This is a genomic window from Streptomyces sp. NPDC058650 (assembly GCF_042717315.1).
GTDB lineage: Bacteria > Actinomycetota > Actinomycetes > Streptomycetales > Streptomycetaceae > Streptomyces.
The window spans coordinates 180,987-202,040 of sequence record NZ_JBHXRL010000012.1; the positions used below are offsets into that span (position 1 = coordinate 180,987).

Below are 21,054 nucleotides of genomic sequence, written 5' to 3' on the forward strand. Positions count from 1 at the left end.
GCCACAAGCCCGCTGCCCCGACCCCGACGCGCCGGAGCGGATGAATCTGCCGTGGCGAAGGGGTAATTGACGATGGCACAACTCACCCTGCGGGAGCTGGGCGAGATCCTTCTCGAGTTCCAGGACCGGGAGTCGCCGGGCGTCCTCGACACCGGCAGCCTCGACGTCGTCTTCCAGGACCTGGGGTACGACTCGCTGGCGCTGCTCCAGACCACCGGCCGTATCCAACGCGAGTACGGCGTCGAACTGGACCGGGACGGGGTGGCTTCGGCGGAGACGCCGCGCGCGCTGCTCGACCTGGTCAACACCACACTGACTGGAGCGACGGCATGAGGCTCACCGGATTCAGCGAAGTGCTTCCGGGCGAACCCGTCACCAATCGGGACATGGCCGAGCGGTTCGGCCTGCACGAGAAGTGGCTGGACATGATGACGGGCAACCGGACCCGCTACTTCTGCGCGGCCGACTCCCCACCCTCCGTACCCAAGAGCACCGGCGACCTCGCCGTCGCCGCCGCCACCGCGGCCCTCGCGGACGCCGACGTGGACGTCGCCTCGCTCGACTTCCTCGTCCTGACCACCGCCTCCCCCGACCACCTGATGCCGGCCACCGTCAACCTGGTCGCCGACCGCATCGGGCTCAACGACGTCCCCACCTTCCAGCTCATGTCGGGCTGCGCCGGAGCCCTCACCGGCCTCTACACCGCCCGCGCGCTCCTCGCCTCCGGGCTCCGCCGCGGCCTCGTCATCGGCGCCGACACCTGCCTCAACTTCTTCCCCTCCAGCGGGGCGATCGAGTCCATGTCGCCCGCCGAGCTCATCAACTTCGCCCTCTTCGGCGACGGCGCGGGCGCGGCCGTCGTCGACGCCGACCCGGACGGACCAGGCCTGCTCGTCGAGCACCTCTTCCTGCGGACCACCGGCATGGGCCGCAAGCCCGCGCAGACCGCCCGCTGGTTCGGCGTCGAGGGAGCCCCGCTCCTCGACAGCCCCGAAGGCCCGTACCGCGAGTCCTGGGGCGAGGAGGACTACAAGGCGATCGAGCACCATGTGCCCGAGCACGCCGAGTCCATCTTCAAGGAGCTCACCGCCGAGACCGGCTGGCAGCTCGACGAGGTCGAGCACGTCCTCCTCCCGCAGCTCAACGGCGTGATGACGGACTCCATCCGCAAGCGCCTCGGCGTCCGCCCCGAACAGGCCGTCAACTGCGTCGCGGACACCGGCAACAACGGCAACGCCGTCCCCTTCATCCAGCTCAACCGGGCGATGCGGCGCATCCGCTCCGGCCTCGGCGTCGAAGGGCGGCTCCTCGTCGCCAACGTCGAATCCTCCAAGTGGATCACCTCGGGCCTCGCGCTCCGCCACCAGAACGGAGCCCGGTGATGTCCGGCGACGCCCTCACCGAACTCCGCGCCCTCAAGCGCGCGGGCCTCGCCGACTCCGCCGACCGCGTCCCCGGGCTCCTCCGCTCCCTCGACGACGCCCTCGACCGCGAGGCCGCCGGCATGCTCCTCGGCGGCCGGGCCGCCCGGGCCGCGCTCGCCTCCACCGGCCGGTACGCGCCCGTGGCCCTCGGGCTCCTCGCGAGCGCCACCGTGGACCCGCTGCCCCACCTGCTGACCGCCGCGCTCCTCGCCGAGGACGTCCAGCCCGAGACCGCCACCACCGGCTTCAACCAGTGGCGGTTCGAGATCCTCTCCGGCGCCCCGAACCTCAAGGATCCCGCCCCCGCCGTCACGGCCTGCCTCCTCGACGACACCGCCGTCTTCGAGAAGGTCGCCGACCCGCTGGACGCCGCCGAGGTGGAGGCCCGGTGCGCCGCCGTCCCCGCCGAGCTCGACGCCTGGCTGACGGCCTTCGAGGGCGCGCCCGGCGGCGTCGCCGTCCTCAACACGCTGCCGCTGTCGGCGCTGCGCCGCGACCGGTACGTCGACTACGCCACCAGGGCCCGCCTCGAAGCGGCCTGGCACCGCATGAACGCCGGCATCCTCGACCTCGCCGGCCGCCCGAACGCCGTCGTGCTCGCCACGGACGGTCTCGCCGCGCGCGCCGGCTCGTGCGCCGCCACCGACCGGATGCGGCACATCGCGGGCCACGCCTGGAGCCAGGAGTTCCTCGACGCGTACGCCCGCGAGGTCGCCCGGGTCGTCCTGGCCCGCCTCGGCCGCGCCAGGAAGTGCCTAGTCCTCGACCTCGACCACACCCTGTGGGGCGGCGTCGTCGGCGACGACGGCATCCCCGCCCTGAAGATCGGCGGCTCCTTCCCGGGCTCCGCCCACGCCGAACTCCAGGCACTCGCCAAGGACCTGTCCCGGCAGGGCGTCCTGCTCACGGTCTGCTCCAAGAACGACGACGCCGTCGCACGCGAGGCCGTGGCCACCCACCCCGACATGGTCCTCGGCCCGGACGACTTCTCCGCCTTCCGCGCGAACTGGGACCCGAAGCCCGGCAACGTCGCCGCGCTCGCCGCCGCACTCAACATCGGCACCGACTCCATGGTCTTCGTCGACGACAACCCGGCCGAGCGCGGCCTCATGGAGGCCCAGCGCCCCGAGGTCGCGGTCGTCGCCCTGCCGGACGACCCGGCGGGGTACGCCTCCGCCGTCGCCCGCGCCGGTCTGTTCAACCAGTTCGCCCTCACCGAGGAGGACCGCGTCCGGGGCGAGCTCTACCGGGCCCGCGGCCGGCGCGACGAACTGCGGCAGACCGCCGTCAGCGTCGAGGACTACCTCCGGGAGCTGGCCACCGAGATCACCGTCGAGGCGTACGGGACGCTCAACGGCGCCCGCATCACGCAGCTCTTCGGCAAGACCAACCAGTTCAACCTGACCGGCGTCCGCTACGGCGCCGACGAGGTCGCCCGGCGCGTCGAGACCGGACAGGCCGCCTTCTTCGGCGTCCGGGCCACCGACGCCTTCGGCGACAACGGCCTGGTGGGCGCCCTGGCCCTCGTACCGGAGACCGACGGCGACTGGACGATCGAGAACTTCGTCCTGTCCTGCCGGGTCTTCTCCCGCTCCATCGAGCAGGCCGTCGTCGGCCTGGTGCTGCGCGCCGCACGCGACGCCGGGGCACCCGGCGTCCGCGGCCGGCACGTGCCCACGGCCAAGAACGGCCGCTTCGCGGACTTCTACCCCTCCCTCGGATTCACCGGGCAGGACGGCGACTTCCGCCACGACCTCACTCAACTCGCCGAACTGCCCGACTGGGTGGCGATCGGCACCGGCGAAGGGAAGTTCCATGCCCCCTGAGGCGAACCCCAACGAAGCCCCGCTCCACGCGGACGCCGCCGTGGCGACCGTCGTCGAGGCCGTCGCGCAGCTGCTCGACGTCGACGAGGACACCCTCGCCCTCGACGCCCCGCTCCAGGCCATCGACGGCTGGGACTCGGTCAACCAGCTGCGGATCCTCGTCTTCCTGGAACGCGAGCTCGGCGCCCCCCTCGACTACGACCGGTTCACCGCCGCCGAGACCCTCGGCGACCTGGCGTCCCTCGTCGCCGACACCGAGGCCGCCGGAGCCCGGACATGAGCGCGGTCACCTCGCCGCTGCCCGCCGCCCGCAAGCAGACGTACGTCTTCCTCGAAGACGCCCGGCGCACCTCCCACGTCTATCTGATGACCGAGGTCGACGCCACCGCGCTGCGTGCCGCCCGGACCCGCGCCGCCACCCCGGTCAGCTACGTCAGCTACGTCGTCAAGGCGACCGCCGACGTCCTCGCCGACTACCCGGACGCCCGCGCCGTCCTCCTCGGCGGCCGCTCGCCGAAGCTGACCACCTCGCCCGAGGTGCACGCCAAGGTGCTCTTCGACAAGACCGTCGAGGGCCAGCGCTGCGTCGTCTCCGGCATCGTGCGGGACGTCCAGGCCCTCGACGTGACCGCCGTCCAGTCCGCCATCGACCACTACAAGACGGCGGACGTCGACGACCAGGGCCCCTTCGCGAACATCAAGCGCCTCCAGCGGCTGCCGCTGCCGGCCTTCCGTGCCGTCTACCGGACCATGATGCGCAACCCGGTGCGCCGGGCCGCCCTCCAGGGCACCTTCGCCGTGACCTCCATCGGCCACGAGCAGGTCGGCGCGATCCTGCCGCTCATCACCGGAACGCTCGGCCTCGGCGTCGGCCACATCGCCGACGCCCCCGTGGTGCGCGACGGCGCCGTCGCCGTCGCCCCCGTCTTCACCCTCTCGCTCGTCTTCGACCACCGCGTACTCGACGGCGCGATGGCCGCCGAAATCCTCGCGGGCATCAAGAACCGCCTGGACAACTGGGAGTTGGCATGACCGAAACCGACCGCCGGGACAGCTCCGCCGGAATCCCGGACGAGACCGACGTACTGATCGTCGGAGGAGGCCCGGCCGGCTCCCTGCTCGCCTGCCTCCTCGCCCGCCGCGGCATCCGCACCGTCCTCGTGGAGAAGCAGACCAGCCTGGAGCGCAGCTTCCGCGGCGAGACGATCGCCGCGCCGTCGGTGGCCTCGCTGAACCAGCTGGGCTTCGGCCCCGCCCTGCGCGAGCACGGCTTCCTGGAGACGACCGCCGTCACCACGATCGCCGAGGGGCGCCCGGTGCTGCGCGTCGACTACTCCAAGTTCGCCGGCCTGCCGCTGCCCATCGACATCCCGCAGCCCGCGCTGATCCGCATCTTCAACCGGCACACCGCCGAGCTGCCCGGCCACGTCTACCTCTCCGGCTGGTCCTTCGCCTCCCTCGTCGAGGAGGCCGGCACCGTCCGCGGCGCCGTCCTCACCCGGCGCGGCGAGAAGGTCTCCGTGCGCTCCCGGATCGTGATCGGCGCCGACGGCCGCTTCTCCAAGGTCCGCAAGGCGTCCGGCCTCGTCGCCGACGTCCAGCCGATGGCCCGCGACTTCCTCTCCTTCCTGGTGCCCCGCCCGCCGGAGTGGGGCAGCGAGGCCCAGCTCGTCATCGAGGGCGACCGCCACCTGGTGGTCCTGCCGACCTTCCCCGACTCCCTGCGCATCGGGCACAACCTGCCCAAGCGCGGCCTCGGGGACCTGCGGGCCGCCGGCTTCGACGCGTTCAAGCGCGGCATCATGGCGATCTCCCCGCAGCTCGCCCCGCTCGTCGACGAGCACCTGCACACCTGGGACGACACCGGCTTCCTGGAGATCTTCACCGCCGAGCTGGAGGAGTGGGCCCGCGACGGCCTGCTGCTCATCGGCGACGCCTCGCACACCGCGACCCCCATCCTCGGCCAGGGCGTCAACCTCGCGATGCAGGACGCCATCACCATCGTCCCGGTGATCGCCGCGTCGCTCGCCAAGGGCGGGCAGGACCGCGTCGTCACCAAGGCCGAGCTTGCCGACTTCGTCGCCAAGCGTCGCGCCCACAAGGTCCACGTCACCGGCTTCCAGCGGATGCAGGAGCGCCTCCTCGCCATCGGCGACCCGCGCGGCATCACACTGCGCCGCCTCCGCTTCCGCGTGCTCAACTCGCTCCCCGGCAAGTACCGGATCTTCAACAAGGTCATCAACGCCCGGCACGAGATCGACCCCGTCGACCTCGCCGCCGCCCGGTCGGCCCCGGCTCCCGCCCCCGCGTCCGCCGCCTCCGCCGCCGGCCCGATCCTGCACGAGGTGAGCCGTGACTGACCTGCCGCAGAACGACAAGAGCACCGACGCGTACGCCGACACGTACGGCGACCCCGCGCGGGACATCGCGATCGTCGGCATGGCCGGCCGGTTCCCCGGCGCCCCCGACGTGGACCGCTACTGGCAGCTCCTGATGGCGGGGGAGGAGGCGGTACGCCCCGTACCGCCCGAGCGCTGGGACACCTCCGTCCAGCTCGACCCCGTCAAGAAGATCCCCGGCATCGCCGGGCTCATCGACGGCGTCGACCAGTTCGACCCCGGCTTCTTCGGCATATCCCCCCGCGAGGCCGAGGAGCTCGACCCGCAGCAGCGCCTCATGCTGGAGGTCGGCTGGCAGACCCTGGAGGACGCGGGCATCCCCGCCTCCCGCGTCCGCGGCACCCGTACCGGCGTCTACGTCGGCGCCCTCTGGCACGACTACGAGCTGGCCCGCAAGGAGCGCGGGGTCCAGACGACCCAGCACACCGCCGTCGGCAACGGCCTCGACATCGTCGCGTCCCGCCTCTCGTACTTCCTCGGCCTGCGCGGCCCCAGCCTCGTCGTCGAGACGGGCTGCTCCTCCGCCCTCGTCGCCCTGGACCTCGCCGTCGCCGCCCTGCGCTCCGGCGACCTCGAAGGCGCCTTCGTCGGCGGCGTCAACCTCATCCTGATGCCGGACATGTCCATCGGCCTCACCCACTTCGGCGGCCTGTCGCCGGACGGCCACTGCCGGGCGTTCTCCGCCCAGGCCAACGGCTTCGTCCGCGGCGAGGGCGCCATCAGCCTCTACCTCAAGCGGCTCGACGCGGCCCTCGCGGACGGCGACCGGATCCACGGCGTCATCGTCAACAGCGCCGTCAACAACGACGGCGGCGGCCACAGCCTCGTCTCCCCGAACGTCGAGGCCCAGACCGACCTGCTCCGCCGGGTCTACGCCGACGCCGGCGTCCACCCCGACCGCCTCCGCTACGTCGAGGCGCACGGCACCGGCACCCTGCGCGGCGACCCGATCGAGGCCGAGGCCCTCGGCACCGCGCTCGGCACCGCGCGCGGCGCCGAGGCCGGCCCCCTCCTCATCGGCTCGGCCAAGACGAACATCGGCCACCTGGAGGCGGCGGCCGGGCTCGCGGGCATCGTCAAGACCGTCCTCGCCCTCAAGCACCGCACGATCCCGCGCAGCCTCCACGCCGAGGAGCTCAACCCGAACATCCCCTTCGGCGAGCTGAACCTCGCGGTCGCCAACGAACCCGTCGAACTCCCCGCCGACGGCACCTGGTTCGCCGGCGTCAACTCCTTCGGCTGGGGCGGCACCAACGCCCACGTGGTGCTCCGCACACCCCCGGCTCAGGAGGCCCCGGCCGCCGTCACCGCCGGCCCGCTGCTCCTTCCCCTGACCGGACACAGCGACGCGGCCCTGCGGCAGCGCGCCGCCGACCTCCTCGACGTCCTGTCCGAGGACATCACCACGCCCGAGGTCGTCCGCCTCGCCGCGACCCTCGGCCGGGAGCGCGACCACTTCGCCGCCCGCACGGCCGTCGTCGCCGAGGACGTCGGCGAACTCCGCGACCGGCTCCGGAAGTTCACCGAGGAGCCCGAGGCCGAACTGCCCGGCACCTTCACCGGCCGGGCCAAGGAACGCGGCAAGGTCGCCTTCGTCCTGCCCGGCCAGGGCTCCCAGTGGGCCGGCATGGGCCAGGACCTGTACGCGCGGTCGCCGGTCTTCGCCGAGACCGTACGACGCTGCGCGGAGGCCCTGCGCCCGTACATCTCCTGGGACCTCACGGCCGTCCTCTCCGGCGCCGCCGGCGACGCGTGGCTCGACCACAACGACCAGGTCCAGCCCACCCTCTGGGCCATGTCCATCGGCATCGCCGAGCTGTGGCGGGCCGCCGGCGTCGAGCCCGACGTCGTCGTCGGCCACAGCCAGGGCGAGGTGACCGCCGCCACCATCGCGGGCCACCTGTCGTACGAGGACGGGGCGCGGATCATCGCCGTGCGCAGCGCGCTCGCCAAGCGCACCGCGGGCCGCGGCCGGATGCTCGCCGTCGACCTCGACGTCGAGGGCGCCCTCAAGGCGCTCGACGGCTTCGAGGACACCGTCTCGCTCGCCGTCAACAACGGACCCTCGTCCTGCGTGCTCTCCGGCGACACCGACTCCGTCCTCATGCTCCGCGAACTCCTGGAGGCCGACGGCACCTTCTGCCGCCTGGTCAACGTGGACTACGCCTCCCACTGCCACCACATGGACGAGCTCACCGACGAGCTGATCGAGACCCTCGCGCCGATCCGCCCCCGGCGCGGCGCCGTCCCCCTGATGTCGACCGTCGTCGGCCGCGAGCTCGACGGCGAGTCCCTCGACCCCGCGTACTGGGCGGCCAACCTGCGGCAGCCGGTGCTCTTCGCCGACGCCATGGGCAAGCTCCTCGACGCCGGCGTCACCCACGTCGTCGAGATCAGCCCCCACCCGGTGCTCTCCCCGGCCGTCGAGCAGCTCGCCGCCACCCGGCAGGAGCCGGTCGCCGTCCTCGGCAGCCTCCGCCGCCAGGAGGGCTCCCTCGGCGACTTCACGCAGGCCCTCGCCCGCGCGTACGTCCAGGGCCTGGCCCCCTTCGGCGGGCTGCCCGCCCGGCCGGGCGCCCCCGTGCCCGCCTACCCCTGGCAGCGCTCCCGCTTCTGGCTGCCGGACGCCGTGCGCCGTACCGCAGGACCCGGCGGGCTCGCCTTCGAGTTCGCGCCGGCCACCACCGAGCAGGACGTCCACGAGGGCCGCACCGAGCTGTCCCTGAACGACCTGCCGTGGCTGCGCGACCACCAGGTGTACGACGCCGTCGTGCTGCCCGGCGCCGCCATGCTGGCGCTCGCCGTCGCCGCCGCCCGGGCCCGTACCGGCGAGAACCCCGGCGCCCTGCACACCGTCCGGTTCCGCAGCGACCTCACCCTCACCGACGAGCCGGTCCGCCTCGGCGCCGTCTGGCGCGAGGACGGGGCCGCGTCCGCGGGCTTCACCCTCAGCTCGCTCGCCCCCGGGGCCGACGGCTGGACCCGGCACGCCACCGCCCGCGTCGGCGGCGACCCCGACCCCGACCTGCCCGCCTTCCCCGGCACGCCCGCGGACGCCCGGGACGTCGAGCCGGACGCCTTCTACGCGGCCTGCGGTGAGCGGGGCCTCAACTACGGGCCCGCCTTCCAGGGCCTGCGCACGCTGAGCGTCGCCGAACGCGAGGCGCTCGCCGAGGTACGGCTGCCGGACCGCTGCCTCGCCGGGGTCCGCCCGGGCGAGCTGCACCCCGCCCTGTGGGACGCGGCGCTCCAGGTCACCCTGGCCCTGCTGCCCGGCGACGCCACCGTCGTCCCCACCGCCGTCCGGCGCGTCGACTACGCCCTGCCGCGCGACGCACAGGTCTCCGCGCTCCTGGCGCACGCCGTCCGCAACGACGACGACACCTTCGACCTGGTCTGCTACGACGAGGACGCCCGGCCGCTGCTCCGGATGGCCGGCCTCGCCTTCCAGACCATCGAGACGGCCACCGCCGAGAGCGTCGACCCGGCGCGCCTGCACCGCTTCGCCTTCCGGCCCGCCGAGGAGACCCCGGAAGCGCCCGGCGCCGCCGACCGCGCCCCCGGGCACTGGGTCGTCTGCGACGCCTCGGGCGGAGGCGGCCCGCTCGCGGCCTCGCTCACCGCCGCGGGCGCCAGCGTGGACATTCTGAAGGCCGACACCGCCGACGCCGCAGGTCTCGCCGCCGTGCTGCGCGAGTGCGACCGCGCCACCGGCCTCGTCTTCCTCGCGCCCGGCGCCGACCGGGGCCTGGACGCCCAGCGCGCCGGGCTGCTCACCCTCGCCGCGACGGTCAAGGCCGTCACCGCGCTGCCCGTCCCGCCCCGGACGTTCGTCGTCACCGACGGCGCCCAGTCCGTACCGGAGGACGCGGCACCCGACCCGGGGGCGGCCCTCTACTGGGGCTTCGGCCGCGTCCTGCGCCGTGAGCACCCCGAACTTGCCGCCACCCTCCTCGACGTCCGCACCACCGCCGACGACTGGGCCGAGGAGTGCGCACGGCAGCTGCTCGTCGCCGACGCGGAGGACCAGGTCGCCCTGCGCGGAACCGCCCGCCACGTCGGCCGGGTGGTACGCGGCGAGGAGCAGGAGGCCGCCGTCACCGCCCCCTGGGCCGGTCCCGCCCAGCCCTTCCGGCTGAGCCCCGACGGCACCGGACTCTGGGAGGGCCTCGCCTTCCGCCCGTACACGAGGACGGCGCCCGCCGCCGGACAGGTCGAGGTCGAGGTCACCGCCGCCGCCCTCAACTTCATCGACGTGATGAAGGCGATGGGCACCTACCCCGACACCTCCGCCGGAGCGGGCCTCATCGGCGGCGAATGCGCCGGCGTGGTCGCCGCCGTCGGCCCCGGCGTCACCGGCCTCGCCGTCGGCGACCGGGTCGTCGCCTGCGGCTTCGGCGCCGTCGCCTCCCACCTGACCGTGCCCGCCGGACACGTCAGGCCCGTCCCCGCGGCCCTGACCGACGCCGAAGCGGCCGGACTCCCGCTCGTCACCGCCACCGCCTGGTACGCGCTCGCCGAGCAGGCCGATCTGGAGGCCGGCGAGACCGTACTGATCCACTCGGCCGCCGGCGGCCTCGGCCTCGCCGCCGTCGGCGTGGCGAAGGCCCTCGGCGCCACCGTCATCGCCACCGCCGGCACCGAGTCCAAGCGGGCCGGACTCCGCGCCCTCGGCATCGACCACGTCTTCGACTCCCGGGACCTGTCCTGGGCCGAGGACGTCGCCTGGGTCACCGGCGGCCGGGGCGTCGACGTCGTCCTCAACTCGCTGTCCGGCGCCGCGATCGACCTCGGTCTCGCCGCCCTCGCCGAGGACGGCCGCTTCGTCGAGGTCGGCAAGCGGGACATCTACGCCTCCCGCACCATCAGCCTCCGCGACTTCGCCAAGGGCATCAGCTTCTCCGCCGTCGACGTCGCCGGGCTCATCACCCGCCGCCCGGAGCGCTTCGCCCGGCTCCTGGACGCCGTGTGGCAGAAGGTCACCGACGGCACCCTGCCGCCGCTGCCCGTCACCCCGTACGCCTTCGACCGGGCCGCCGAGGTGCTCCGCACCATGGCGCGCGGCGAGCACACCGGCAAGCTGGTCCTCACCGAGCCCGGCCGGGTCACCGCCGTCGTACCGGAACCGCTTCCCGAGGGGCGGCTGCGCCCCGACGCGAGCTACCTCCTCAGCGGCGGTCTCGGCGCGCTCGGCCTCTCCCTGGCCGAACACCTCGTGGACCACGGCGCCCGCAGCCTCGTGCTCCTCGGCCGCTCCGCACCGGGTGACGCGGCCCTGGCCCGCATCGGGGCCCTGCGGGAGCGCGGCGCCACCGTCACCACCTTCCCGGTGGACGTCGCCGACCGGGACGGCCTCGCCGCCGTCCTCGACCGCGTACGAACGGAACTGCCGCCGCTACGAGGGGTGTTCCACGCCGCCGGCGTCCTGGACGACGCGGTCCTCGCCAACCTCACCGGCGCACAGCTCGACACGGTCCTCGCCCCCAAGGTGGACGGCGCCCGGCACCTCGACGCCCTCACCGAGGACGACCCGCTCGACCTGTTCGTGCTCTTCTCCTCGGTCGCCGGCCTCGTCGGCAACCCCGGACAGGCCGGATACGCGGCCGGCAACGTCTACATGGACGCCCTCGCCCAGGCCAGGCGGCACCGCGGCAGGCCCGCGCTCGCCGTCCAATGGGGCCCGTTCGCCGACATCGGCCTCGCCGCCGACGAGGCGATCCGCGGCGAACGCCTCGCCGACCACGGCATGACCGGCTTCACGGCCGCCGAGGGCTGGCAGGCGCTGTTCCACCTCCTGGACGCCCCGGGGCAGGTCGTGTCGTACGTCCCGCTGGACGCCCGGCACTGGTTCGACGCGTACCCGGAGACGGCCGCACAGCCCAGCTGGCGTGCCATCGCCGAGCTCGCCAAGGACGGCGCCACCACCGGCGGCGGCGCCGAGGAGTTCCTCGGCCGGCTGCGCGGCTCCTCCGACACGGATCGACCCGTCCTCGTCGAGGGCAAGATCCGTGAACTCGCGGGCCGTGTACTGCGGCTCGAGGCGGGCTCCATCGACCGTGAAGCCCCTTTCAAGTCACTTGGGTTGGACTCACTGATGAGCCTGGAGCTGCGCAACCGCCTCGAAATGGCCTTCGGGATGAAGCTGTCGCCCACGCTGCTGTGGACCTACGGCACCACGGCGGCCCTCGCGGGAATGCTCACCGGACGTCTCGGCGGAACCGACGACGCCCACCCGTAGGAGGAGTGGAGCTCCGCCCGGCTCCTTGAAACCAGTCAGTACGACATGCCGACCGCGAGGGACCTTCTTGTGACGACGCAACCGACCCATGAGGAATCGGCAGACCGGAAGACCGGTGCCGGGCGAAGCACCACCACCCCGCTCAGCCGCGCGATGGACACCATCAAGCGGCTGCGCGGAGAGCTCGAAGAGGCCCGTTCCGGGCAGAGCGGACCGCTCGCCGTCGTCGGCGTCGGACTCCGCCTGCCCGGCGGCATCGTCGACCTCGACGGCTACTGGACCGCCCTGTCCGAGGGCCGCGACCTGGTCGCCCCTATGCCCGAGCACCGCAAGGGCCCGTTCGCCGCGGAGTGGGACACCCTCCCGCGCCGGGGCGGCTACCTCGACGAGGTGCTGGAGTTCGACGCCGGGTTCTTCGGCATCAGCCCCCGCGAGGCCCGCAGCCTCGACCCCCAGCACCGCCTGCTCCTCGAAGTGGCCTGGGAGGCCCTGGAGGACGCGGCCTTCGCCCCGGAGTACCTCTCCGGCCTCCGGACCGGCCTGTACGTCGGCGTCACCGGCCAGGACTACCGTGACTGGCAGCCCGCCGGCCAGGAGGACGCCTACTGGCTCACCGGCAACGGCCACTGCTTCGCCGCCGGCCGGATCGCCTACACCATGGGCCTGATGGGCCCGGCCGTCGCCGTCGACACCGCCTGCTCGTCCTCGCTCACCGCCGTCCACCTGGCGGGGCAGGCACTGCGCCGCGACGAGTGCGACGTCGCCATCGCCGCCGGCGTCAACCTGATCCTGTCGCCCCGCTCCACCCGCCTCATCCAGCAGACCAACTCCCTCTCACCGGACGGCCTCTGCAAGACCTTCGACGCCCGCGCCAACGGCTTCACCCGCGGCGAGGGCTGCGGCGTCGTCGTCCTCAAGCGGCTCTCCGAGGCCCTGCGCGACGGCGACCGGGTGCACGCCGTGATCCGCGGCAGCGCCGTCAACCAGGACGGCCGCTCCTCCGGCTTCACCGCCCCCAACGTCCGCGCCCAGATCAACCTCATCAAGGCCGCGCTCGACGACGCCGGCCTGACGCCCGCCGCGATCGGCGCCCTGGAGGCCCACGGCACGGGCACCGCGCTCGGCGACCCGATCGAGGTCGAGGCGATCGTCGAGGCGCTCGGCCGCCGCGACGGCGGCGCCCCGCTGCGCATCGGCTCCGTCAAGACGAGCATCGGCCACCTGGAGGCCGCCTCCGGCATCGCCGGACTCATCAGGGGCGTCGCGTCCGTCAAGCGGCGCGCGGTCCCGCCCGTCGTCCACCTGGACACCCTGAACCCCCGCATCGACATCGCGGGCACCGGCATCGACTTCCCGCGCGCCGAGACCCCGTGGACCGGCGAGGACGGCGCGGGCGACTGCCTCGGCATCAGCTCCTTCGGCATGAGCGGCACCAACGCCCACGTGGTCCTCGGCCCGCTCACCGCCGACGAACTCGCGCCCCCCGTGACCGGCGCTGCTCCCGTGACCGGCGCGACCCCCGTGCCCGGCTCCGCCCCCGTCACCGGCTTCGAGATCACCGCCCGCAGCGAGGACGCCCTGCGCGCCTGGGCCGGCCGGCTCGCCGACCACGTCGCCGCACTGCCGGAGGACGCCTACCCGGCGTTCGCGTACACCGTCACCGAGGGCCGCGCCCGCCACGCCGTCCGCGCCGGGATCACCGCCGGGGACCCGGCCGCCGCCGCGAGCGCCCTGCGCGCCCTCGCCGCCGGCACGGCGTCGCCGGAGACCTCCGCCACCGGTGCGACCACGCTCCCGCGCCAGGTCGCCGACCTGCCGGCCTACCCGTGGGAGCGGGTCCGGTACGCGCCGGAGACCGCCGCCCCGGCGACCGTCCCGTCACAGGCCCCCGCCGTCGAGCCGCTCCCCGCGCTCGCCGTCGAGTGGATCCCGTACACCCCGACCGCGACCGCCCCCGACACCCCGCTGGTCCTGGCCGGGGACGACAGCGCCGCCGTCGCCCTGCTCGCCGACGCGGCCCGCGCCGCGGGCCGTACCGTCACCGTCCTCGACACCCTCCCCGCCACCACGGAGGAGTGGGCCCGGGCCCGGAACGGCGTGCCCGGCGACCTGCTCCTCGCGCTCGCCGCCGCCCCGCTGCCCGACGCACTCGACGCCGCCGCGCCCACCGCGCACGCCGCGGCCCTCTGCGCCGCCGCGACCACCGCCGTCCGCGCCCTCCCCGCCGGCACCGGCCGGGTCCACCTCGTCACCGCCGGCGTCCGCCAGGTGACCGGCTCCGACCCCGTCGCCTCCGCCGACCACGGCGTCCTGCACGGCCTCGCACCGGTCCTCGCCCTGGAGTTCCCCGACACCTGGGGCGGCCTCCTCGACCTGCCGGCCGAGCCGACGCCCGCCGACGCCACGGCCGCCGTCACCGCGCTCGCCGACGGCTCCGCCGAGGACCTGATCGCCGTCCGCGCCGGCGCCGCCCACACCGCGCGGCTGCGGCCCGCCGCCGAGCCGCTGCGCCCGCTGCCCGTCCGCCCCGACGCCACGTACCTCCTCACCGGCGGACTCGGCGCCATCGGCACCGGACTCGTCCGCGACCTCGCCGCCCGCGGCGCCCGGCACCTCGTCCTCCTCGGCCGCCGACCGCAGAACGAACTGGCCGAAGAAGCAAGCCAGTTGCTCGCCGAACTCACGACGGCCGGCGTCCACACCGTCTACGCCTCCGCCGACACCGGCGACGCCGCCGCCCTCACCGAGGCGCTCGCGGTCCTGGACGGCATGCCGCCCGTACGCGGAGTGGTGCACGCCGCCGGGAGCATCGACCGGCTGCCGCTCGCCGAGGCCGACGCGGACACCTTCGCCGCCGCCCTCGCCGGCAAGTTCACCGGCGCCGCCTGGCTGCGCCTGCTCGCCGCCGACTGGCCCCTCGACTTCCTCGTCCACCTCTCCTCCGTCTCGGCGGTCTGGGGCACCGACGGCTACGGCGCCTACGCCGCGGCCAACGGCGGCCTCGACGCGGTCGCCGCGCTCTGCGCCGCCGAGGGCGTCCCGGCGACCAGCGTCGCCTTCGGCCCCTGGGACCTCGACGGCATGGCGAGCCCCGAGGCCCGCGCGCTCCTCGCCCGGATGGGCGTCAGCCCCGTGGCCCCCGCCGAGGGCTTCGCCGCACTCGCCGGAAACGGCACGGGCGCGCACACCGTCGCCTGCCGCCTGGACGCCGAGCGGTTCCGTACGGTCATGAACTCCGTACGAGCCCGGCCCCTGTTCGACGGCCTCACCGGGGCGGACCCGGCCACCACCAACCCGTCCCCGACCCCCGCCGAATCCCCGGCCACCGCCTTCGCCCGGGAACTCGCCGAGGCCCCCGAGCACCGCCGCCCCACCCTCGTCACCCGCCGCACCCGCGAGGTCCTCGCCGGGATCCTCGGCCACGACGACCCCGCGGCCCTGCCCGAGACCACCGGCTTCCTCGACCTCGGCCTCGACTCGATCATGGCCGTGGACGCGGCCGCCGCACTCACCGAGACCCTCGGCGTCGACGTCGGCATCGGCGACGTCTTCGGCCACCCGACCGTCGAGCGGCTCTCCGCCGAACTGACCGGCCGCCTCGACGGCCGCACCACGGCCCCCGCACCGCGCAAGACCCCGACGGCCCGCCCCGTACCGGCCCCGGCGTCCTCCGCCCCGGTCACCCCGGCCGAGCCCACCGACCAGGAACCCATCGCCATCGTCGGCATGGCCGGCCGCTTCCCCGGCGCCGACTCCGTCGAGGAGTTCTGGTCCCTGCTCGACGAGGGCCGCGACGGCGTCGGACCCGTCCCCGCCGACCGCTGGGACACCGGCACCCTCCACGACCCGGCCGGTGCCCGCCCCGGCTCCATCTCCACCGACCAGGGCGGCTTCCTCCGCGACATCCGCCGCTTCGACGCCGCGTTCTTCGACATCCCGGCCCGCGAGGCCGAGAGCCTCGACCCGCAGCAGCGCCTCCTCCTCGAAGCCGCCTGGCACGCCCTGGAGGACGCGGGCACCGACCCGAAGTCCCTCGCAGGCAGCCGCACCGGCGTCTTCGTCGGCATCTCCAACTCCGACTACGCCCGCGTCCTGGAGAGCGGCGGCCTCGAACCCCTCGACGCCTACTTCGCCACCGGCACCGCGCTGAACGCCGCCGCCGGACGCCTCTCCTACTACCTCGGCGCCCAGGGCCCCGCCCTCGCCGTCGACACCGCCTGCTCGTCGTCCCTCGTCGCCCTGCACCTCGCGGTCCGCTCCCTGCGCTCCGGCGAGACCGACCGGGCCCTCACCGGCGGCGTCAACGTCATCGCCGCACCCTCCTGCTCGGTCGCCGTCAGCCGCGCCCACATGCTCGCTCCCGACGGACGCTGCAAGACCTTCGACGCCTCCGCCGACGGCTTCGTCCGCGCCGAGGGCTGCGGAGTCCTCGTCCTGCGCCGCCTCTCCGACGCCCTGCGCGACGGCGAGCAGGTCCTCGCCGTCATCCACGGCAGCGCCGTCAACCAGGACGGGGCCTCCTCCGGCTTCACCGCCCCCAACGGCACCGCGCAGCGCCAGGTCATCCGGGCCGCGCTCGCCGACGCGGGCGTCGAAGGCGCCGAGATCGGCTACCTGGAGGCGCACGGCACCGGCACCTCGCTCGGCGACCCGATCGAACTCGAAGCCGCCTGGGACGTGTTCGGTCCCGGCCGCCGCCCCGGCGAGCCGCTGCTCATCGGCTCGGTGAAGAGCAACATCGGCCACTGCGAGTCCGCCTCCGGCATGGCCTCCGTCTTCAAGACGGTCCTCGCCCTGCGCAACGGCCGCATCCCCGGCGACCTGCACTTCGAGAACCCCAACCCGCACGTGCCCTGGCGCGACATGAACGTCCGCGTCGTCGACTCCCGCGCCACCTGGGCCCGGAGCGACGTCCCGCGCCTCGCCGGCGTCTCCGGTTTCGGCTTCTCCGGCACGAACGCCCACGTCGTCCTCGGCGAGGCACCCGCCGTGGCGACGGTGGAAGCGCCGCGCGACTCCGCCGACGGACTCCTCCTGCCCCTCTCCGCCCCCGACGCGGCCGGCCTCGACCGGCTCACCGAGCAGTGGCGGCGGACCCTGGAGGAGACCCCCGAGGAGGCACTCGCCCAGCTCACCGCCACGGCCGGCGCGGGCAGGGCCCATCTCCCCGTGCGCCGCGCCGTGTTCGGCCGCGACCGCGACCAGCTGCTCGCCGCGCTCGCCTCGGCGACCCCGGCCGCCGGCCCGGTCAAGGCGCCCAGGGTGGCGTTCCTCTTCTCCGGCCAGGGCGCCCAGTACTTCGGCATGGGACGCGAACTGTACGAGACGGAGCCGGTGTTCAGCGCGGTCTTCGACGCCTGCGACCGCGCCCTCGCCCCGCACCTCGGCGACTCGCTCCTCAACCTGGTCTTCTACGGCGACGACCCGAACGTCGTCAACCAGACCCGGATCACCCAGCCCGCCCTCGTCGCCCTGGAACTGGCGCTCGCCGCGCTCTGGGAGTCCTGGGGCGTGCGCGCCGTGGCCGTCATGGGCCACAGCGTCGGCGAGATCGCCGCGGCCGTCCACGCCGGGGTGATGAGCCTCGACGACGGCATGACGCTGATCGCCCACCGCGCCCGGCTCATGCAGTCCACCCAGCCCGGCGGAATGCTGTCCGTCCCGGAGGACCCGGAGACCGTCGCCGCCTGGGCCGCCGAGGCCGGAGTCGACGTCGCCGCCGTCAACGGACCCCGGTCGGTCGTCGTGGCCGGCCCCTCCGACCGGCTCGACGCGCTCGCCGAGCGCCTCCGCGACCAGGGCGTACGGTGCAGGCCGCTGACCGTCTCGCACGCCTTCCACTCCCGGCTGATGGACCCGGTCCTCGACGAGTTCCGGCAGGCCCTCGCGGGCCTGGAGTTCGGCGCGCCGAAGCTCCCCGTCATCGCCAACGTCACCGGCACCGAGGCCGGTCCCGACACCTTCACCCCCGCCTACTTCGCCGACCACATCCGCCGGCCCGTCCGGTTCGTCGAAGGCGCCCGCGCGCTGAGCTCCCTCGACGTGGACGTGCTCCTGGAGGTCGGCCCCGACCGCACCCTCGTCAACCTCGTCCGGGCCGCCGGACTCACCCCCGACGGCGGCTCCACACCCTCGCTGCGCCGCGGCGGCCAGGACCGCACCGTCCTGCTGGGCGCCGCCAAAACGCTCTACGAGCGCGGCCAAAGCCTCGACTGGACGAAGATCACCGGGACCCGCACCGACCGGGCCGACGCCCCCCGCTACCCGTTCGCGGACACGTCGTACTGGACCACGGCGGGCACCGGCACCGGCACCCGCTCCCCGGCTTCCCCGGCCTCCCCGGCCGTGCGGGCCGGGGTGGGACGCCACTGGGGCGCCGAGCTCCGCTCGCCCGGCCTCGCCGGCCGCGCCTTCTCCTTCGAGCGCAGCTCCGGCTTCCCCGCGTACCTCACCGACCACCGCCTCTACGGCACGGTCGTCACCCCGGCCGCTTCCCACCTCGCCACCGTCCTCTCCGCCCTCGGTCACGACGGCAGCCCCGTCGTCGTCCGCGACCTGATCTGCCCGCGGGCCCTGGTCATCAAGGACGGCGAGCAGTACGAGGCACAGATCGTCGTCGACCGGCCCACCGCCGACGGCGGCGCCGAACTCTCCGTACAGAGCCTCCTCGACCCCGAGCGCGGCGTCTGGCAGAAGCACATCGGCGGCCGGTACTCGAACCGTCCGGAGGCCCACCGCCCGCCCGCCGAGAGCCGTACCGCGTTCATCGACTCCAGCGACCGGCACCTGACCCGGGCCGAGTTCTACGACTACTTCCGCGAGCTCGGCTACACCCTCGGCCCGTCCTTCCAGTGGATCGACGAGGTGTGGATCCGGGGCGACGAGGCCCTCGTCCGCTACACGATGCCCGCACTGCCCGACGACCCGGCCGGATACGAGCTGTACCCGGGCCTGATCGACTCCTGCTTCCAGAGCATCGCCGTCTTCCTCGTCGACGACGGAGCCGTCGAGGCGCCCTCGCTCGCCATCCCGTTCGCCGCGAAGGAGCTCTCCTTCCACGGCCGTCCGCTCGCCGAGGGCGGCGAGCTGTGGGGCCGGGTGCGCGTCCTGCGCGCCGAGCCCCTGCCGAACGACCGGCTGCGCGTCGAGACCGCCGACCTCCACCTGTACGCCAGGGACCCGGCCACCGGCGCCGAGCACAGCGTCTTCACCGCAGACGAGTTCCGCATCCGGCACGCCTCCCGGGCCGTCCTGGAGGCCAGCCTCCGCGGCGACGGCCTCGTCCACACCGTGGACTGGGCGCCGCTCCCCGAGACCCCGGCGGCCGGCGGAAAGCTCGGCGTCCTGGTCCTCGCGGACGAGCACGGAGCCCCCGAGCTCGTCGCCGCGCTGACCGCCGCCGGACACCGGGCCGCCGTCCACACCGGCGACCTGCCCGCCCACCCCGACGCCGACCTCGTCGTCGACACCCGCTGGGCCGCCCCCGGCACCGGCGACGCGGGCGACGCCCTGCACGCGGCCCAGACCCTCGCCGCCGGCCTGCGCGCCCTCCCGCAGACCCTGCCGTACGTCCTGGCCGTCGACGGCTCCGCCGGACGCGCCCCGCTCCGCGAGGCCCTCTTCGGCATGGCGACCGCCCTGGAGGCCGAGCAGGCCGACCGGCGCCTCACCCGGGTCCGGCTCGACGCCGCCCACTCGGCCCGGCCCCTCGCCGAGCTGATCGGCGCGCTGCCCGGGGAGACCCGGCTGGCGCTGACCGACGACGGCGTACGGGCCGCCCGGCTCGTCAAGGTCGCCGCCGGCCCCGAGTCGGCCGCTGAGGACCGCCCCGCCGGCGGCGCCCTCGTCACCGGCGGACTCGGCGCCCTCGGCCTCGCCGTCGCCACCGCCCACGCCGCCCGGGGCGGCGACCGCCTCACCCTGATGGCCAGGTCCGCGCCCGGCGAGACCGAACAGGGCGTCATCGACGGACTGCGCGCCGCGGGCGTCCGCGTCACCGTCGTCCGCGGCGACGTCACCGACCGCGCCGACGTGGCCGCCGCCGTCGCGGCCGCCACCGCCGACGGGCCGCTCGGCACCGTCTACCACCTGGCCGGCGTCAACGCCGACGCGGCCTTCGGCTCGCTCACCGACGCCTCGTACGAGAAGGTCTTCCACGCCAAGGCACGCGGCGCCGACGTCCTCGCCGAGGCCGTCACCGGCCACGACCCGCGGGCCCTGGTGCTGTTCTCCTCGGTGTCGGCCGTGCTCGGCGCCGCCGGACAGGCCAACTACGCCGCGGCCAACGGCTACCTGGACGGACTCGCCGAACGCCTCCGCGACCGGGGCGTCCCCGCCGTCAGCGTCAACTGGGGCCCCTGGGTCCCGGAGGCGAAGGGCGGCATGGCGGCCGCCGCGGCCGTCGAACGCGCCGCGGGACGGCTCGGCATCCGGGCCCTGTCCGACGCCGACGCGGCCGGCCCGCTCGCCCTCGCCACGGACGCCCCCCTGGCCCGGCTCGTCGTCGTCGGTCTCGACCCCGCCCGGTACGCCGAGCAGAACGCGGGCCACGCCCGCGCCGCCCTCGTCGCCGAACTCACCGGCCCCGCCCCGGCCGCCGAACGCGCCGAGGCCGCGGACACCGAACCGGCCGGCTGGATCACCGAGCGGCTGCACGGCACCGACGAGGAGGAGCGCGAGCACGTCCTGCGCGCCGCCGTCCGCTCGCTCGTCGCGCGGATGCTCGGCTCCGACGACGGACTCCCCGCCGACGGCTCCGCCGACGCGGAGGGCTTCTCCGAGCTCGGCCTCGACTCGATCATGGCGATCGACCTGCGGGCCGCCCTCGCCCACGCCATGGGCAAGGACCTGCCGGCCACCGTCGCCATCGACCACCCCAGCGTCCTGTCGATGAGCGAGTTCCTCCTGGCCGAGGACGCCGCCTCGCCGGCCGCCCTCGCCACCACCCCCGCACCGGCGCCGACGCCGGTGTCCGCCCTGGTGCCCAGCACCGCCGACACCCCGCAGGCCGGGCCGTCGTCCGAGGAGCTCGACGAGCTCTCCCTCGACGATCTGCTCCAGGCCGTCCACGACGACCTCTCCCAGGAGCGGTGAGCAGGCGATGAAGGCGATACCGACCCCGATAACCGCGCGAACGACCACGGCGACACACACGACCGCAGGAGCAC

General features: G+C 74.7%; 8 protein-coding genes. All 8 read left to right on the forward strand.

From position 1 onward, the window contains the following. Positions 1–72 precede the first annotated feature (72 nt). Positions 73–333, forward strand: coding sequence for an acyl carrier protein (locus tag ACFWWU_RS22675; protein WP_024758534.1), 261 nt, complete (start codon positions 73–75; stop codon positions 331–333). Continuing rightward, complete coding sequence (locus tag ACFWWU_RS22680; protein ID WP_384147634.1) at positions 330–1,382, forward strand: 3-oxoacyl-ACP synthase III family protein; 1,053 nt, start codon at positions 330–332, stop codon at positions 1,380–1,382. Before ACFWWU_RS22675 ends, ACFWWU_RS22680 begins: the two co-directional genes overlap by 4 nt. Beyond that, a complete protein-coding gene (locus ACFWWU_RS22685; RefSeq protein WP_384147635.1) occupies positions 1,382–3,250 on the forward strand; it encodes an HAD-IIIC family phosphatase in 1,869 nt (622 codons plus the stop codon). Before ACFWWU_RS22680 ends, ACFWWU_RS22685 begins: the two co-directional genes overlap by 1 nt. After that, positions 3,240–3,530, forward strand: coding sequence for an acyl carrier protein (locus ACFWWU_RS22690; RefSeq protein WP_384147636.1), 291 nt, complete (start codon positions 3,240–3,242; stop codon positions 3,528–3,530). The genes ACFWWU_RS22685 and ACFWWU_RS22690 overlap by 11 nt, the downstream gene beginning before the upstream one ends. Further along, positions 3,527–4,282, forward strand: coding sequence for a 2-oxo acid dehydrogenase subunit E2 (locus ACFWWU_RS22695; protein WP_317594512.1), 756 nt, complete (start codon positions 3,527–3,529; stop codon positions 4,280–4,282). The genes ACFWWU_RS22690 and ACFWWU_RS22695 overlap by 4 nt, the downstream gene beginning before the upstream one ends. Continuing rightward, complete coding sequence (locus tag ACFWWU_RS22700; protein WP_384147637.1) at positions 4,279–5,610, forward strand: FAD-dependent monooxygenase; 1,332 nt, start codon at positions 4,279–4,281, stop codon at positions 5,608–5,610. The genes ACFWWU_RS22695 and ACFWWU_RS22700 overlap by 4 nt, the downstream gene beginning before the upstream one ends. Continuing rightward, positions 5,603–11,887: an SDR family NAD(P)-dependent oxidoreductase gene (locus ACFWWU_RS22705; protein ID WP_384147638.1), complete on the forward strand. Its 6,285-nt coding sequence runs from the start codon at positions 5,603–5,605 to the stop codon at positions 11,885–11,887. The genes ACFWWU_RS22700 and ACFWWU_RS22705 overlap by 8 nt, the downstream gene beginning before the upstream one ends. 69 nt (positions 11,888–11,956) lie before the next feature. Continuing rightward, entirely contained in the window at positions 11,957–20,980 is a 9,024-nt protein-coding gene (locus tag ACFWWU_RS22710) for an SDR family NAD(P)-dependent oxidoreductase (protein WP_384147639.1), read from the forward strand. The last annotated feature ends 74 nt before the right edge of the window (positions 20,981–21,054 follow it).

What these genes read in the sequence shown, in the direction of transcription:
- ACFWWU_RS22680 (WP_384147634.1), top strand. Translation starts at nt 330, where the DNA reads ATGAGGCTCACCGGATTCAGCGAAGTGCTTCCGGGCGAACCCGTCACC.
- ACFWWU_RS22690 (WP_384147636.1), top strand. Translation starts at nt 3,240, where the DNA reads ATGCCCCCTGAGGCGAACCCCAACGAAGCCCCGCTCCACGCGGACGCC.
- ACFWWU_RS22695 (WP_317594512.1), top strand. Translation starts at nt 3,527, where the DNA reads ATGAGCGCGGTCACCTCGCCGCTGCCCGCCGCCCGCAAGCAGACGTAC.
- ACFWWU_RS22685 (WP_384147635.1), top strand. Translation starts at nt 1,382, where the DNA reads ATGTCCGGCGACGCCCTCACCGAACTCCGCGCCCTCAAGCGCGCGGGC.
- ACFWWU_RS22675 (WP_024758534.1), top strand. Translation starts at nt 73, where the DNA reads ATGGCACAACTCACCCTGCGGGAGCTGGGCGAGATCCTTCTCGAGTTC.
- ACFWWU_RS22700 (WP_384147637.1), top strand. Translation starts at nt 4,279, where the DNA reads ATGACCGAAACCGACCGCCGGGACAGCTCCGCCGGAATCCCGGACGAG.